Source organism: Cryobacterium sp. MDB2-A-1 (assembly GCF_004402675.1).
In the GTDB taxonomy this organism is placed as follows: Bacteria; Actinomycetota; Actinomycetes; order Actinomycetales; family Microbacteriaceae; genus Cryobacterium; species Cryobacterium glucosi.
This window is the reverse complement of sequence record NZ_SOFK01000056.1, coordinates 1-15,301: the sequence shown is the minus strand read 5'-3', so window position 1 is coordinate 15,301 and position 15,301 is coordinate 1. Positions and strand designations below refer to the sequence as shown.

The 15,301-nt window shown below is 63.4% G+C and carries 20 protein-coding genes and 1 pseudogene; 8 read left to right on the top strand and 13 right to left on the bottom strand.

Going from position 1 to position 15,301, the window contains the following annotated elements:
* Window positions 1-244: 244 nt before the first annotated feature.
* Window positions 245-553 carry a hypothetical protein gene (locus tag E3O39_RS18655; protein ID WP_134449843.1) on the bottom strand — a complete coding sequence of 103 codons (309 nt, stop codon included), beginning with the start codon at window positions 551-553 and terminating at the stop codon, window positions 245-247.
* On the bottom strand, window positions 543-860 hold the full coding sequence (locus tag E3O39_RS19965; RefSeq protein WP_134449842.1) for a hypothetical protein: 318 nt from the start codon (window positions 858-860) through the stop codon (window positions 543-545). The genes E3O39_RS18655 and E3O39_RS19965 overlap by 11 nt, the downstream gene beginning before the upstream one ends.
* A 382-nt stretch (window positions 861-1,242) precedes the next feature.
* Here E3O39_RS19965 and E3O39_RS18645 point away from each other — a divergent pair, with 382 nt between their 5' ends.
* Complete coding sequence (locus tag E3O39_RS18645) at window positions 1,243-1,794, top strand: hypothetical protein (RefSeq protein WP_134449841.1); 552 nt, start codon at window positions 1,243-1,245, stop codon at window positions 1,792-1,794.
* A 449-nt stretch (window positions 1,795-2,243) separates the two neighbouring features.
* Here E3O39_RS18645 and E3O39_RS18640 read toward each other — a convergent pair whose 3' ends face one another.
* The 8 genes and pseudogenes from E3O39_RS18640 to E3O39_RS18605 form a co-directional block, all read right to left on the bottom strand.
* Complete coding sequence (locus E3O39_RS18640) at window positions 2,244-2,468, bottom strand: GlsB/YeaQ/YmgE family stress response membrane protein (RefSeq protein WP_370295010.1); 225 nt, start codon at window positions 2,466-2,468, stop codon at window positions 2,244-2,246.
* Window positions 2,469-2,533: 65 nt separating this feature from the next.
* Entirely contained in the window at window positions 2,534-3,178 is a 645-nt protein-coding gene (locus E3O39_RS19240; RefSeq protein ID WP_241985142.1) for an Asp23/Gls24 family envelope stress response protein, read from the bottom strand.
* A 267-nt stretch (window positions 3,179-3,445) separates the two neighbouring features.
* On the bottom strand, window positions 3,446-3,640 hold the full coding sequence (locus E3O39_RS18630; RefSeq protein ID WP_134542341.1) for a CDGSH iron-sulfur domain-containing protein: 195 nt from the start codon (window positions 3,638-3,640) through the stop codon (window positions 3,446-3,448).
* 60 nt (window positions 3,641-3,700) lie between these two features.
* Window positions 3,701-4,769 (bottom strand): annotated as a pseudogene (locus E3O39_RS18625) (iron-containing redox enzyme family protein).
* Between the two features lie 152 nt (window positions 4,770-4,921).
* Window positions 4,922-5,863 (bottom strand): hypothetical protein, encoded by a 942-nt coding sequence (locus tag E3O39_RS18620; protein ID WP_198413481.1) that lies wholly within the window; start codon window positions 5,861-5,863, stop codon window positions 4,922-4,924.
* A gap of 65 nt (window positions 5,864-5,928) precedes the next feature.
* A complete protein-coding gene (locus E3O39_RS18615) occupies window positions 5,929-6,258 on the bottom strand; it encodes a hypothetical protein (protein WP_134449839.1) in 330 nt (109 codons plus the stop codon).
* Window positions 6,255-6,896: a hypothetical protein gene (locus tag E3O39_RS18610; protein WP_241985141.1), complete on the bottom strand. Its 642-nt coding sequence runs from the start codon at window positions 6,894-6,896 to the stop codon at window positions 6,255-6,257. Before E3O39_RS18610 ends, E3O39_RS18615 begins: the two co-directional genes overlap by 4 nt.
* Window positions 6,893-7,459, bottom strand: coding sequence for an RNA polymerase sigma factor (locus E3O39_RS18605; protein ID WP_134449838.1), 567 nt, complete (start codon window positions 7,457-7,459; stop codon window positions 6,893-6,895). Before E3O39_RS18605 ends, E3O39_RS18610 begins: the two co-directional genes overlap by 4 nt.
* Before the next feature lie 123 nt (window positions 7,460-7,582).
* On the opposite strand from E3O39_RS18605, the gene E3O39_RS18600 reads away from it, so the two are divergent.
* The 7 genes from E3O39_RS18600 (at window position 7,583) to E3O39_RS18570 (ending at window position 12,148) form a co-directional block, all read left to right on the top strand.
* Window positions 7,583-8,017: an Asp23/Gls24 family envelope stress response protein gene (locus E3O39_RS18600; RefSeq protein ID WP_134449837.1), complete on the top strand. Its 435-nt coding sequence runs from the start codon at window positions 7,583-7,585 to the stop codon at window positions 8,015-8,017.
* Entirely contained in the window at window positions 8,014-8,208 is a 195-nt protein-coding gene (locus E3O39_RS18595; protein WP_134449836.1) for a DUF2273 domain-containing protein, read from the top strand. Before E3O39_RS18600 ends, E3O39_RS18595 begins: the two co-directional genes overlap by 4 nt.
* A gap of 83 nt (window positions 8,209-8,291) precedes the next feature.
* The gene (locus E3O39_RS18590) at window positions 8,292-8,618 is read left to right on the top strand and encodes a hypothetical protein (protein ID WP_134449835.1); all 327 of its coding nucleotides are present in this window, start codon (window positions 8,292-8,294) and stop codon (window positions 8,616-8,618) included.
* Entirely contained in the window at window positions 8,615-9,196 is a 582-nt protein-coding gene (locus tag E3O39_RS18585; RefSeq protein ID WP_134449834.1) for a DUF6286 domain-containing protein, read from the top strand. Before E3O39_RS18590 ends, E3O39_RS18585 begins: the two co-directional genes overlap by 4 nt.
* Window positions 9,193-9,807: a hypothetical protein gene (locus E3O39_RS18580; RefSeq protein ID WP_134449833.1), complete on the top strand. Its 615-nt coding sequence runs from the start codon at window positions 9,193-9,195 to the stop codon at window positions 9,805-9,807. The genes E3O39_RS18585 and E3O39_RS18580 overlap by 4 nt, the downstream gene beginning before the upstream one ends.
* Window positions 9,808-10,011: 204 nt before the next feature.
* Entirely contained in the window at window positions 10,012-10,506 is a 495-nt protein-coding gene (locus E3O39_RS18575) for a Dps family protein (protein WP_134449832.1), read from the top strand.
* A 1,081-nt stretch (window positions 10,507-11,587) separates the two neighbouring features.
* A complete protein-coding gene (locus E3O39_RS18570; protein ID WP_134449831.1) occupies window positions 11,588-12,148 on the top strand; it encodes a recombinase family protein in 561 nt (186 codons plus the stop codon).
* A gap of 11 nt (window positions 12,149-12,159) precedes the next feature.
* On the opposite strand, the gene E3O39_RS18565 is transcribed toward E3O39_RS18570, so the two are convergent.
* From E3O39_RS18565 to E3O39_RS18555, 3 genes are all read right to left on the bottom strand, one after another.
* The gene (locus tag E3O39_RS18565; RefSeq protein WP_134449830.1) at window positions 12,160-13,185 is read right to left on the bottom strand and encodes a hypothetical protein; all 1,026 of its coding nucleotides are present in this window, start codon (window positions 13,183-13,185) and stop codon (window positions 12,160-12,162) included.
* Window positions 13,186-13,530: 345 nt separating this feature from the next.
* Window positions 13,531-14,505: an RNA polymerase sigma factor RpoD/SigA gene (locus E3O39_RS18560; RefSeq protein ID WP_134449829.1), complete on the bottom strand. Its 975-nt coding sequence runs from the start codon at window positions 14,503-14,505 to the stop codon at window positions 13,531-13,533.
* Window positions 14,506-15,000: 495 nt separating this feature from the next.
* Window positions 15,001-15,301 (bottom strand): IS3 family transposase (locus E3O39_RS18555; RefSeq protein WP_166787413.1); only part of this gene is annotated, 301 nt, incomplete at its 5' end.

Here is a 15,301-nt window from a genome sequence, read left to right as displayed (position 1 = left end):
GGCAGCGGCGGTCAACGACCCGCTGCTGCCAGTACCACCTCGCCAGAAGATCAGTACCACCTGAGTGGACTAACGGTTCCAACTACGGCTACTCGCCAGTTGGTCATCAGGGGCTTTCGTGGAATTCTGCAGCAGTGAGTTCGAAACTTGATGCCGGGATCAACCGTGCCGGGAGAGTGTCTGTGAGGTTTTGTCATAGGCTGTCCGCGAGGCCTGCCAATTTGGGGTACACGCCAGCTTGATCTCACATGGGGTCAGGGCCAGGGCATTCGTCGTTGTACGACGTTGTAGTGTGTGGCGTTTTCTCTTCGAGGTGGCTGTCCTGCACCAATTGCTGGACCGGCATCAGTTCCATAGCCGTCACGCCCAGCTCGGTGAAGTGCGTGAGAGCGGCAGGGCTTGATAGGCCCGCGTAGGTGCCGCGAATGTTGTCCGGGACGTCAGGGTGGGTCTGGGTGAAGCCTTTGACGTGGACCTCGTAGATCACCGTGTTGCTGAGCTGTGTCAGCGGTGCGCTGTCGCCGGTCCAGTCCAAGTCCGGGTCAGTGATCACGCAGCGCGGTGTAAACCCGGCGGAGTCGCTCGGGTCCAAGTGTTCGGGGTTGTTCTGGTCGTGTCTGAACATTTCCTGGGCCCACGCGTAAGCGCCCTCTACGGCGCGGACGTGGGGGTCGAGCAGCACCTTGAGGGCGTTGTGACGTAGCCCGTTGGAGGCCGTAGCGCGTACCGATCCCCGCCCCGGGAATCAGGCCGTGGAATACGTGGCCGGTGCGCTCGGCCAGCGGGGTGCGGGTGTCCACGCCCGCGTCATCGAAGGAGCAGAACTCGACCAGGTCGGCCGTCTCGGAATACACCGCCATGTTGATGCCCCCCCGCAACCGGGGTGGCACCCAACGGGTAGGGCAGAGACCGGGATGTGACGGAGCTCATGGGCCCCTTTCAGTTGGAATCGACGCGCTCAGGACGAGAACTGAATCGTCGCCATCACGGCCGAAACACCCCGAAACTGGAGACCACCTATACCGGTTGATGACAACCCGGTATCCGCGGCGGTGCGCGTTTTTCGCAGTCCACGGACACGTGGGGGGTGCGCAGGGCGTGGGCGCTCGGACTGGGAAGAACCTGTGAGGCGTGGTAGTGGTGGGTGCCGGGCGTGAGAAATCGGTCGCGGCGCCCGTCGTAGTTAGTGTCTGTCCCTGTGCATTCGCGTCGGGGAAGAACCGTACTGAAAGGGAGTTCACCGTGACTGGACGCAATACGTTTGTTCGCAGCCTGCATGATGTGGGGTTGGCCGTATGGGCGGGCGGGGCATTGATGGGAGCTGTTGGGCTCAACGGGAGCGCCGCGACGGCGAAGAATCCCCGGGAACGATTGGCCTTGGCCAGTGAGGGATGGAAAAGGTGGGCGCCGGTACAGGTAGCCGCCCTCATCGCCCACGGGGTCGGCGGGGCCGGCCTGATCCTAGGCAACAAGGCGCGTCTGGCCGGTCAGCCCGAAGCGCGCGCGAACACCATCGTGAAGCTGGCGCTCACGGGCGTGGCCGCGGGAACAACCCTGTATTCGGGCATCTTGGGCACGCAGATGAGCAAGCACTCCGGGGAAGCCACCATCGGAACCACCGAAGGCGGTCCCGGCGCGTCCGCGGAACTCGAATCTCTGCAGCGTCAGCAGCGCGTGTTGCAATGGGTGACGCCGGCTCTCACCGTGATCTTGATCGTGCTCGCCGCCCAGCAAGGCGAGCAGCAGCGCCCGATCGCCGGATGGCTGGCACGATTCTCCCACACCTCCCGCTGAACCGAGAACCCCTGATTGGGCCCCACTGGGGGCCACACTGCGGTGACGCAGTAGCCGCCACAACCGCGCGCAGCTGGCCTGTGGGACGCTTTCCTTGCGAGGGCCAGCGCGCGTTGTTGCTGCAAGACGAGTCGCTGCCGACGACTTGACCGGAGCTTGCGGAATGTGCGGTGCAAGCCACGGAATCTGAGTGCACTGGGTGCACTACCTGGTTGTTATACGGGCCTGCGCATGAAGACATCCGGCACGCTCAGATTTACCAAGGCCGTCACGAGGAGGGTGCGTCCAGCTTGACGCAGGGTGGGAGGCGGGCTTTGGAACGTGCTCTGTTCATAGTCGGCAGCACGCCCAATGTCGGTTTGGCGCTCGGCCTTGGTCCGGTCCGCTTTGACGGGGCGGCCCGGACCAACGCAGCGAGGTCCTGCCCGGGTGCCCGGACAGGATTAGTTTTAGGCCGTCCGGCGGCGGTCTGTGACGAGGCCGTAGATCAGCAGCACGACGATGGAGCCGCCGATGGCGAGTAGCCAGGTTTGGATGGAGAAGAAGTCCTGGAGCGGGGCTTTGAAGAGCAGGCCGCCGAGGAACCCGCCGAGGAGGGCGCCGATTACGCCCAGGAGGAGGAATCTGAAGAAGCCCATGGTGGGTGCTCGCTTTCTAGTGTTGGACCGGGTGATCGCCGAGGTGGCGGCACCGGGGGCGGAGCTTTGTGCGGCAGGCCGGAGCCTGCCGCACTGCAGGGTTAGCTTGTGAAGGCGTCCTTGACGTTTTCGCCGGCCTTCTTGACGCTGGCGGATGCCTGCTCGGCGCGGCCCTCGGCGACCTTCGAGTCGTCGTTGGCGGCCTTGCCGATGGCCTCGTTTGCCTTGCCCTTGAGGTCTTCGGCGGCGTTGTTGATCTTGTCGGATGCACTCATCGTGTTCTCGCTTTCTGTGTTCATTGGGGTGCTGCTGGGGGGAACCGGAGCAGGGTGTGCCGGGGAGTTGGAGACCGAACCGGCCAGCGGGTCGGCGGTGTCGTCTGGTTCGTGGATGTCGGCAATGGTGACGTTGACCTCGGTCACGGTCATGCCGATGAGGTCTTCTACGGCCCGGACCACGGCTTCGCGCACGTCTGCAGCAGTTTGCTGCAGGCGAGCTGGGTACTGGGCGACGAGTGTGACGTTGACGACTACGTTTGCCTTTTCAACGTCTACGTCGATGCCTTGGCTTGCATCGGTGCCGTTGATGGTTTCTCGGAGTGCACCGAGCGCGCGCGCCATGCCACCGCCGAGGGCGTATACGCCGGTGACGTCGCGGGCGGCGATGCCCGCGACTTGCGCGATGATGCTCTCGCTGATGAATGTTTTGCCCGCACTGCCGCCCGGGTTTTCAGAGGGCAGGGTCACCGCGGACGGGGACGAGAACGCCATAGTCGCACTCCTTCGCTTCAGCACTATGTAGTCGATGCGGTCAAGTCGTCAGTGTTGCACCGATGTCGTACCCGACGACGGTCACAGTTATGACGTGTGGACTGGCCGATTCGTCACATCGAGTGGCAAAAAATACCCGTGAAGGCCCAGGACCCGTCCGGACACCCGGTTCTCGTCGGATGTGGATGCGCCCGGCGTTCGGCGGTGGTCGAAATCCTACGCACGGGCTCCCGGCGGGTGCAACTAACAGGGCTGGTATCGCGGCGGCGGGGGTTCGGACTGCGGGGCGGGGTTCGTGGTGAAGCTGACGAGCTTGTGGGTGTCGTCGCAGAATGGCTTAATCGCAGACACACCGCAACGGCAGAGCGCGATGGATGCGCGGGTTCGGGGTATTTCCCCGTTCTCGTTTTGCAGCTCGAAGTCGCCGCGGACAAGCAGTGGACCGTCGGGGCGGGCTGTGNGGGGGGGGGGGGGGGGGGGGGTGCGTGTCTGCCCGGCTCATGGTGTGGTTGTGGCCGCCGGCGGGAAACCCGCCTGGGGTGAGGTTCGTAGGGAAGGCTTCCCGTCTTTCCAGGTGGTGAGGATGTGGTCGGCCATCCGGCCGTCCAGGGTCAGGCAGGTGTTGGCGCCGAACGTGATGTCGGCGACGGCGACGGCGACGGCGACGGGGTCGTCGTGGGCGAGGAGCCGGCCAGGTCGCGGCCGGCGATTTGTTCGTGTACGGCATCTGCTTCGACCTGTTCGTCAAAGTATTCGGTGACCGCGTCATCGAAACCGAGGCGTTGGAAACCGTCGGCGTAGAGTCGATTCGGGATCGCGGACGTCATCTCGAACGCCGCCAAGTGCCCCACCAACGCGCCCACAAGGCGACGATTCAACCCGAACAGGGACATCGTGTTGAACGAGGCCAGGGTGATTGCCGGCACCGCGTCCACATACGCCCCGTAACGGTCGTCGAGCCCGACGCCGCGCATCGTGGCGGCGAAGAGCACCGAATACATCCGCTCCACCCGGCCGCCCCCGTACTCGTCGGCCTGAATCTCGATCAGGGCCGCCTTTGCCCGCCCGGTGAGGCGCGGGATCGCCTAGGAATGCGGGTCGGCCTCTTTGAGGGTATACACGGAGCGGTGCACGATGAATTCGATGGCTTGTTCCCGGGTGGCCGTTCGTGCCAGGTTCCGGGCCAGGCTGGGGTCCGGATGGGTGCCGGTGAGGGTGAAGAGCGCAGACCCGTTGGGGCACGGTACGGCGAAGCTGCGCCTCGAGGGCCCGTTCAATCATGATCCGGGCGCTGATGGTGTCGGGGTGCCATCCCCAGTCCTCGTCGCCGGGAATGACGCCGCCGTAGTGCAGGCCGTAGAGCAGGAACAGGGTGAATTGAACGTCGTCGTCGACCAGAATGTCGCCCCCGTTCTCAAGGGCGCCGGCTACGACAACGCCAAAGCCGTCCAGGAGGGCCTCAGGCGCTCCCGCGCCCGGGCGGTCGGGACCGGAACAAAGCTTTGAGGAGCTGCTCGCTGAGCGGTCCGCGCGCCGAGAAGAGAACGCGGGGGAGAGTGTTCGTGATGCCGGGAATCACGGGGCTTCGATCAAGTGGTCGTGCTATCAAATCTTCTGGGGAGGTGGCGGCGCGTGCCTGTTCGGGGGCGGAGAGTGTTGCCGCCGAACAGGCCCGCGCCGGGTGGTGCCGGGTTGCGGGTGAAACCCGGGTGCTGTGTGTTAGCGGGCGTTGTTCATGCGGCGGGTGGTGCCGGCGTCGGTGGGGTTGAGTGTGTTGTGCACCTTGTACTTGGCCTGCTCGGCCTGTTCTTTCACGCTGGGCGCTTTTTGGGCTTCGAGGCGCATTTTCGGGGCTTCTTCTTCGGCCTTGGTGAGGTAGGACTCCCAGCGGGCTTGCATTGGCTTGATTAGGCCGCCGCCGGCGCCCACGATGATGACGCCCGCGATGATGGCCAGCACGGCGATCAGGATCGGGGTGGTCACGGTCGTGGCGACGTCGATCTGGTTCAGTGCCGCCGTCACGCCCAGGAACAAGATGAAGATGCTGGCAATGTTGGCGAGGACTTTCCCGTAGGACAAACCGCCCAGGGTTCCCTGGATCAGTGTTTTCGCGCCTGCCGCGACCGCTGCGGCGATGACGATGATGATGATCGCGACGATGATTTTCGGCAAGAACGCGATGATGCCAGCGAGCAGGTCGCTGACCGGGTTGGGTCCAAAGACGCCGAACGCGAACTGCAACACGAACAGCACCAGCGTGTAGTACAGGATCTTTCCGATGATGTCGGAGGCGTCCAGGGCGGAGCCCGCCAGGGCCTTCTTGACTCCGCCGCGTTCCACGATCCGGTCAAAGCCGACCTTGTCCAGCAGTCGTGCCAGCGCTTTGGAGATCAGTTTCGCCACGACAAGTCCGACAATCAGAATGACCAGGAACAGCAAGAGTTTGGGGACGAAGTCGATCAGAGTGGCCAGCCCACCCGCGAGAGCGGTAGTGAATTCGATAGGCATGTCAACCTCCAGGGTTGGATTGGGCCGACGGGTCGGCACGATGTAGTCGGAAACGACGGCGTGTGGCAGTTCAAGCGCGCCGCATGTCAAGCGCACCGCACGCATTTCTTCGGAAAGGCCGAAGAACGCAGCGCACAAGGCGCGAATTGTCACACAGCTCTGGGTAAGACGTACGACGTCGGTGATTCCTCACGCGCGGATCCGAAATCGTGGGAACGTCAGTCGATGCTGGCGACCGTGACGCTGATGGTGTCGATCGGTTCAGCGGCCCGGATGGCCGGGTTGGCGGCGATCGTGTCGTACACGAGGCGAGACACCGAGGCCGCGGATTTCGTGTCGGCGACACCGATGCGCGCGGAAACGCTCAGTCCGGCGTGTCCGTTGGAGACCGAGACGAGAGGGGGGGACACCGTGCGGGTAGTGATTGCGTCAACGACGGCTCCAACGATCGTCGCGAGCAGCGGCGCGGTCGGGTACAGGGTGCTCACGCCCGGCACGGCGCGTACGGCGGTTTCCAGGTCTGCAGCGAGAGCGGTGGTATCCGTCACGGTGTGTCCTGTCCGATTTCGGGATCGTGCCGGGTGAGGTAAATGTTTTGAATAGTTACGTCGATGGCCGCGATAGTGAGTTCGGTGTGCGCGCTCAACGCGGCTGCAACGGTTTGTCGGAGCTGCTCGGCGAGGGCCGGAATGCTCTCGCCCCGGTAAATGCTCGCGTTGATGGCGATCGTGATGGGCGCCCCCGGCGTGGCGAGGTCACCGTCGAGTCGGCAGCGGCCGACGATGAGGTTGGCGACGGTATCGCCGGCCGCGCGCACGAGTCCGCGTACGGCTCCCTCGGTGACGAAAAGTCGGGCGTGCGGCGAGGGATGTTCGAGGGGTATGTCGCGTCCGGATCGGGCGTCGCGCACGATTCCGTCCATGATCGCGGTGACCCAGCTGTCGTCGCGCACGTCTGCCCGGTCGGCTTCGTCCTGGAGTAGGGAACTCATCGCGGAGCTCAGGCGCTCCAGCGAAGCGAGAGCGATTTGACACGCCGGGGACGTGTCGATCGACAGGTTGGCGGGTACCCGGCCGCGGTCAAGGTAGTCGTTGAGTTCCTCGATGGTGTGGCCATCGAGGTGGCCAGGCTCATTGTCGGAGAGGTACCAGTCCGAGGTGGCATCGGGCATGTTCGGTGGTGTCATCGCCAGGCCTCCATCTCGCGGATCAGAGTTTTGCGGGCGCGGGCGAGAAGGCCGCGGATCGTGGAGACAGGTAAGTCGAGTTCTTCAGCGATCTCGGCATAACTGTAGTCCCCGAATTCTTTTAGTTCCCAGCATCGACGCTGATTTGTGGGTAGCTCGGACAACACCTGGGACAGTGCCTCGCTCCGCGAGAGCGCCTCAACCGCAGTGATCGGCGAGTGATGGTCCGGTGCGGGCACGTCGAGGTTGTCGAGACTGGAATGGTGTCGCCTGGCGCGGATCCGATCGATGCTCTTGTGGCTGACGATGCGCATCAGCCACCCCTTCGCCAGAGCGGGATTTTCCAGGGTCGGCAGCTTCGCCCACGCGGTGATGAACGTTTCCTGGACGACGTCATCTGCTTCGTCGTTGGATCCCAGGATCCGGGTCGCGTAGGCGCGCATCAGGGGGCCGTGCCGGCGCACGAGCACCTCGAACGCCCGGATATCACCGTCAACGGTGCGCTCGACCAAGGTTCGGTCGTCAGCATGCTCAAGCAGAGCCCTGATCTGGCTGTCTGGCACGGCCGCCCCCCTGTTCGCTGGGAACACTAGCACCTCGCGTGACGAAGTGACCTTCCTTTACGACTACACCATAACCAACATAATTCCCCCGGTCCCGGGGCGGACAACACAGGAGCGTCACTCATGAACAATCCCACGTCACCGACTCTTTCCCCCACCTCGAGTTCCGCAGCCGCCGCCGGGCGGGGTAAGACCGTGATCAACGACGCGGTCGTGGCGAAAATCGCCGGCATCGCAGCCCGGGAGGTCTCTGGCGTGCATGCCCTCGGCGGTGGTGCCGCGCGGGCTCTCGGCGCCATCCGGGACGCCCTGAACACTACTGACGTCAGCCAGGGCATCAGCGTCGAAGTGGGCGAAACCCAGGTTGCAGCGGACGTCACGATCGTGGCGGAGTACCCGGTGGCCCTGCAGGATGTGGCCGACCGGGTTCGGTCCGCGGTGATCGGCGCCATCGAAGACCTCGTCGGCATGGACGTCACCGAGGTGAACGTCACCATCAACGACGTGCACCTGCCCAGCGATGACAAGGACCAGAAAGCCGAGGCGCGAGTCCAATGAACACGGCCACGAAAACAGGCGCCCTGCTGGGCGCCGTGCTCGCGCTGACGTGGCTCGTCTTCGGGTTCTGGCCGTTCTTCTTCGTGGCCGTGGCCATGGGCGTGGGAGCGACCCTCGGGCGGATTATCGAAGGCAAACTGAGCGTGGCCCGCCTCGTCGACGCCTTCCGCGGCACCCGATCCTCCTCATGACCACCCTGACCCCGGTGGCACCGTCCCTTCCTGTGTTACAGCTCGCTCCCGGTCTCGTTCCGCCCGGTCGTGGCCGGACAACCGTGTCCACGCGCGCTCTGAACAGGCTGGTGTCCGCCGTCGCGGCCGAGGCCCTCGGAGTGAGCGTGGCGACGGTGGGTACGACGATCACCGATGACCGGGGCAGTCTTGCCCTGACCGTCAGCGCCCCGATCCCGATCCTCTCTCTCACCCGGGTGGCCCGTGACCCGTTGATCGTGCCGCGGTCTGGCGGGACGATTCTGGAGCGCGCCGAGCAAGCCCGGCAGCACATTCATCACCGTGCGGGGGAGTTGACCGGATCCGTCGTCTCCTGCGTAAGTGTGCAGCTCACCGGCGTCGACTTCAAAGCAGAGGACCGGGTCACGTGACCACATACCGTTCCACCTATAAGCGGATCAGCCGCCGCGAGCTGCATTCGCCGCGTTCGGTAGCAGCAATCACACTTGCCATCCTGATCAGTGCCGTCTGCCTGTGGCTGATGAGCGAGATCGTGCTGCACCTGCTCGGCCGGCCCGGCCTACTCGCCACCCCCTCCGAGATCGCCCACACGGTTGCGGGTGTCGGATCTGCCCCGCCGGCCCTCGTGGGCGGGATCGGTGTCGCCGCCGTCCTGATCGGGGTCCTGCTGCTGTTCCTGGCCGTCGCACCGGGCCGGCGTTCCCGGCATTTGCTGGCTATCGCGCGGGCCGTGACCATCGTCGATAGCGAGGTCATCGCCTCCGCCCTGGCCCGGGACGCCGCCCGCGCTGCGGGAGTAGCGCCGGACAACGCACGGGTAACCGTGACAGGCCGACGGGTGACGGTGCACCTCACCCCGACCTCCGGAACCCCGGTTGACCAGACGGCCGCCCTCACCGCCGTCCAGGGACACTTGCATGAACTGGGACTGCGGCGCGTGCTGCAGCCCCAAGTCGTCGTGGCCGCCGTGGGAAAGGTCGGTGAATGAACTCCACTAACCGTGTCCTCAACCGGCTGTTCATTTTGGTGGTCGGCCTCGTCATTTTCAGCGGCGGCGCAGCCTTGCTGCTGGTGGCGATCGCAGGGCCCGTCCGTGATACCTGGACGCACTCGGCGGCGATCGGGGTTTCCGGGGTGACCCGGTGGCTGCGCGCCACTCCACTCCCCAACCAGCCCATGCCGATCAGCGGCAGCTGGTTGTGGCTGGTCGCACTTGCAGCCGGCGGGGCACTTATCATCCTGCTTGTCCTCTTCATCATCCGACAGGGCCACGGCCACACCCGCCAGCTCATCACCGTCGGCGGAAATGCCGGTATGGTTCTCGTCGACTCCCACGTCGCCGAGCACGCCATCCAGGACGCCCTCTCCGGCCGGCCGGAGCTTGTTGCCTCCCACGTCTCCACCTATCAGGTCAAACACCAATCGGTGTTGAAGGTGGCCATCACCTGCCGGCGCGGTATCTCGCCCCGGGAAGCCAGCCGCATAGTCACCGAGGTATTGGTCGCCTTCGACACTCTGCTCGGTGGGCAACTACCCGCCCTCGTACAGATCAGCGCTGGCATCCGCGCACGCACAACACAAACTACCCGCCTCCACTAACTCCCATCCGTTCGGGAATCGGCCCATCCCGAAAGCACACGATCACCCGGGTTCGACTATCCACACGCCGGCAGCGCACCACCGAGACAACCCAGAACTTTGCTACCAACGCACAGCCCCGAAGACGTGTATATGCTTCGCTCGCCGGAGTTGTTGCCCCTGAACATGTTCGCTCTCGCTCCATCAACCACGAAAGGCACCCTCATGAAAGCATCGGCAGAATTGGGCTCCAACCTGCAATCCATCCTGGTAGACGTGATCGAATTGCATCTGCAGGGCAAGCAGGCGCACTGGAGTGTGGTCGGCCACAATTTTCGGGATCTGCATCTGCAACTCGATGAAATCATCGACGCCGCCCGCGCGTTCTCTGACGAACTGGCCGAACGCATGCGCGCGATCGACGCCCTGCCCGACGGTCGCAGCGAAACGGTGACGAAAGCCACCCACCTCCCGCCGTTTCCCGCAGGAGAAGTCGACACAGGAGACACGGTTGTTCTGATCACCGAACGCCTCACGGTTACCGTCGATAACATTCGTGCTGTGCACGATGCAGTCGATGCGGAAGACCCCACGAGCGCAGACATTCTGCACGGAATCATCGAGAGGCTGGAGCAGTTCGTGTGGATGGTCAGCGCTGAAAACCGGGTCCCGCGGAAACCATCCAAAAAGACGCCCACCCGGCCCGCTGGGAGGGCCTGACCGGCCCATGATCGGACCCGAGCCCCTACGTCTCCGGCACCCCGCCGGACACGCAGCGGAGACGAGCCTTCGTGACTACGCGGATGCGGCCTGGGCGGTGAACGGCAATGCCGAGAGTGCGCTTGCGTTGGCCGTGAAATTGTCCGGGACCGTCCCTCGGCCGGGGTCGGGCAAGACGGTGGAGTATTTCGAAGTACTCGCGACGTTGGCGTGTTGTGACCTCACTGCGGCGCGGGTCGCCGAAGCGCATTTGGACGCGTTGGCGATTGTAAATCAAGCGGGCCTCGAGCCGGCCGCACTTGTCAGCGCCGAAGACGCGGCCGTGGGGACGTGGGGTGTTTTCGCCGCTGAAAGCGGAGGGACCCGTTTGACGGCGGAGGCCCGTACCGCGGGTGCGGGGTGGAGGCTGAACGGCACGAAACCGTGGTGTTCTCTCGCTGGCACACGTAGCTATGCGCTCGTCAGTGCGCACGTCACCGCCTCCAGCGGGCGACTATTCGCTGTGAGCCTCCGAGACCCGGGCGTCACACCCGACGTGGATACGTGGGTCAGTTAAGGGCTCCGTGCAGTTCCAAGCGGCCCGGTGCATTTTGATAACGTGCCGACTGTGCCCGTGGGCGGTCCGGACTGGTACCTGAGCCGGCCCGGTTTCGCGTGGGGCGGGATTGTCGTTGCGGCGTGCTGGCTAGGAGGCGCGGTTGGCGTCGCCCGTCGGGTGTGGGCTGCTGCGTTGGAGAAGGATCCCGATCAGATCCCTGCGGCGCACCTGGGCGCGTTGGACGTGGCGCTCACGGCCGCCCGGACCTCGTTGATCACCGCCGCAGAGCATATCGATGCGGAACCGCAGCAGGCGCGGACGGGGCGTATCTGGCAGCCCGGGTGCGAGGCCTGGTCGCAGAAGTCGTCTGTATTGATGTCGGTACACGTCTGCACGGAGGCATCTCGTCGTTTTGGGGTACACCCCAAATAGACGTCAGGCGTATGTATTTAATGGCGTCAAGATAGGGTTATATTTAGATTGTCTGACAGCCCTCGTTTCCGGGTCTTAGAGTTCAACCTGACAGAAAGGGCCGGAGGCTTCATGACGGGTCAACGAGTTGGATACGTGCGAGTCAGTACCCTCGATCAGAACACCGTCCGCCAGCTTGATGGTGTCGACGTCGATCGGGTGTTCGAGGACAAGGCGTCGGGGAAGGACCTGAACCGGCCTGAGTTGGAGGAGTTGATCAAGTTCGTCCGGGATGGCGATACTGTTCTCGTTCACTCGATGGACCGCCTTGCCCGCAATTTGGAGGATCTCCGCTCGATCGTGCGCCGGCTCACGGCGAAGAAGGTCCGAGTCGAGTTCGTGAAAGAGCAGCTCTCTTTCACAGGGGATGACAATGCGATGGCAAACTTGCTCCTGAACGTGATGGGGGCCTTTGCTGAGTTTGAGCGGTCTCTGATTCGCGAACGTCAACGTGAGGGTATTGCCCTGGCGAAGAGGCGTGGTGTGTACCGGGGACGCGCGCCTTCTCTGGATGCGGCCCGGGCTGCGGAGTTGCGTGAGAAGGCCGCCGCCGGCGTGCCGAAGGCTGCTCTGGCTCGAGACTTTGGTATCAGCCGGGAAACTGTTTACGCGTATCTCCGCGCTGAGGTTTGAAAGACTCTCCGCTAACGGACGAGGCCGTTGGCGGTGGGGGTGGACGTGACATCATCTGTTGGAAGAAGTTCTGCGTGCTCACGCGCGTATTTGCGTGCCCGGTAGATTCGTCGACCGAACAGAGGGAAGAAAGCCAGCAGCACGACGAGGAGCGCGATAAGTAGCCCGATCGAAAAGTCCGATCGGGTTCCCGACACGAGGGACTGTGCCTGCTGGATTCCGAGTCCGATATAGAGCAGCGTGATGTAAGCGAGTTGGAAGGGAAAGACCATCGAAATCAGCACCGCGTATTTGGCCGCAGCGACCTGCTCGTCGTGATCGAGCTCTAGTTGCTTGCCGCGTAGCACTACCTTGCCCATCTTTCTCAATCTTCCAAGGTCCCGGCTGACGCTTTCGCGAAGACGGCGATTTAGTGGCAGCGTCACGAGTATGCAGGCAAGGGCCGCGGCGAAGAACGCAGATTCTGCCGCGAAGGACAGCTGCACGCCGATTTCCGAGATGGCGGACCTGCTCCCACGGGCGAGAACGGTGAACAGCACGAGAGCGAGCACGAGTGTGGCTACAAAGGTGATGGCAACGATGGTGATCTTGCGCACGATCTCCCTTCGGCTGATCGGAACGCAGGGGCGTTCGACGAGGGGACGTGCTTCTTCGTGTCGGAGGAGCGTTTGTCCCACGAGCAATGCGACCGCGGTGAGCGCGACCCCGGCCCCGATGAAGACGATCGGCAGCCAAGCAGGCGCGTGGGTGAGGAGCGCATAGAGAATGATCGCGACCGCTCCGAGTGCCTCGAGTCCGAGCACTATCCCGAACCACCATCTGAAATACCGTCGACTCTCGCCCGTTTTCTTCACATCCCAATATGACGTGATTGAACCCAGGATGAGTGGGCCGTAGATGAAAACACAGAGCGCGCCGATCGCCAGTAACAGCAGGCCGCTCGAATCTGTTGGCGCTTGGACGAGGATTAGGAAGGTGCCGCCGATAATGAGGCCGGTTGCCACGAGCACCGACAAAATGTATGCGAGTACTTTCATGGTTGTAAGCCTTTCGGGTCGGATCGTGATAATCACACTCAGCAGCCTCGTAGTCAACCCGAAAATCGGGCCGCTCTGAAAATGTTGAATTCCATCAATTTCGCCAAACGAGCACCGTTGTCTCAGTTTTGTACTTGGCCCACTTCACGCGCAGAAGGTTCTACCTCAGCAGCTCACACCTCTCGACTTGTCGGGGGATCGGCCGCCGCTCAGTCGTGGGTTAGTCGTCGCTGTACGGAATTCTGGTGGCCTGCCCATTCTGCCTGGGCCAGCAAACGCGCGCACGAAGGTGCGAAGTTCATCACCGTGACCGAAACCGACTGGGGGTTGTCGTCCCTATCGGGTTTAGTCGTAGAGGTATTGTTCGAGTCGGGGTACGCGCAGGAGTGCGAGGGCGCGTTTTTCGATTTGTCTGACGCGTTCCCGGGTGACGCCCTGGACGGCTGCGACCTGTTCGAGGGTGTGCGGCTCGTCGCCGTCGAGTCCGAACCGGGCGGTCAAGATGGCCTGTTCCCGGGACGGCAGTCGGTGAAGGTGGAAGGAGATATCGGCCCGGCGGAGGGTCAGGGTCGCGTATTCCTCGGGCTCGGGCAGGTCGCCGTCTTGGATGAGTTCGGAGATGTCCCCAACACCATCACCGATCGGCATGTCCAGAGAGATGGGTTCGCGGTCGTAGCTGAGTAACCGGGACACGTCCTTGGCCGGGAGAAGGCTGGCAGCTGCCAGTTCCTCGATGGTTGGTTCCCGATCGAGGGAAATCATAAGGTCGCGGCGGATTAGCTTGATCTTGTTGAGCTTTTCCGCGGTGTGCACGGGGATGCGGATCATGCGGGACTTGTCGGCTATGCCGCGGTGGATTGCTTGGCGGATCCACCAGGTGGCGTAGGTGGAGAACTTGTAGCCGGTCGTGAAGTCGTACTTTTCTACCGCGCGGACGAGGCCGATGTTGCCGTCCTGGACGAGGTCCATGATCGGCACCCCGCGGCCGGAGTAGTGTTTGGCGATGCTGACGACGAGGCGCAAGTTGGCTTCGATGAAGTGGTTCTTCGCCAGGCCGCCGTCGTGGGCGAGCCAGGCGAGTTCCCGGGAAAGCTCGTGGTCGTCGACCCCGTGCGCGAGTTTTTCGGCGGCGAACAGTCCGACTTCGATCTGCTTGGCGAGGTTGACTTCGTCCTCGGCGCTGAGGAGGGGGCCTTTGCCGATGCGGCCCAGATAGTCACCGAAAGTATCTGTGGCCTCGCGCGTATAGCGCCCGGCGACCGCCGGGCGAACAAGCGAGACTGGGGAGGTGGTTGTCGGGGCTTGGGTTTCGGCGCTCATTTCGTTGCCGCCCCGGCGATACTCTCCACCGCTCGGGCCAGGGTGGACATGGCACGGCATTCTAGAGGCCTGATGAGACTCGTCGCCTCGAAGGTATCTCCGACGTGTTGAATGTAGCCGAGGATATCGGAGGCTGGCTCATCCCCGTCTCGCTGACCTCGTACTTGCCAGGTCGTCGCGGAAACGGCGACTAAGCTAACGCTGTCGGGCTGACGTGAAGCTAGGACATGTTCGGGCATGAACGCCTCCAAATCACAATGGGAGGTTCAGTACACATGCTGAAAAGAGAACTCTCAAGAGGGTTGACGTACCCCTGCGTACCCCTGTAGGGGGGTGTTCAGCCGTCGCTACGTCAAGTCGCGATGAGTTGGAAAGAAGCCCCTCGTTGGTCAGCCGTGAGGTCGTCTGGGACCGACGGCCTCGGCAAAAACGACATGCTTCTCGAACGATGCTGGGGACTGCCCCGAGTTCAGTTGACTCAAAGGGTTAGTGGTCTCAGGCGGCTTTGAGGGCCACGTTTATTGTCTCAAACTCGATCGGGGTGAGCTTGCCGAGGCGGCGTTGCCGGCGCTTGCGGTGGTATGTCCGTTCGATCCAAATCACCATCGCGAGGCGCAGTTCCTCTCGGGTTGACCACCGCTGCCGGTCGAGGACGTTCTTCTGCAGCAGCGCGAAGAAGGACTCCATCGCGGCGTTATCGCCGCATGCGCCGACGCGGCCCATCGACCCGGTGATGCCGTTGTTCTTCAGCACGCGCAGGAACGCGTTGGAGCGGAATTGAGAGCCTCGGTCCGAG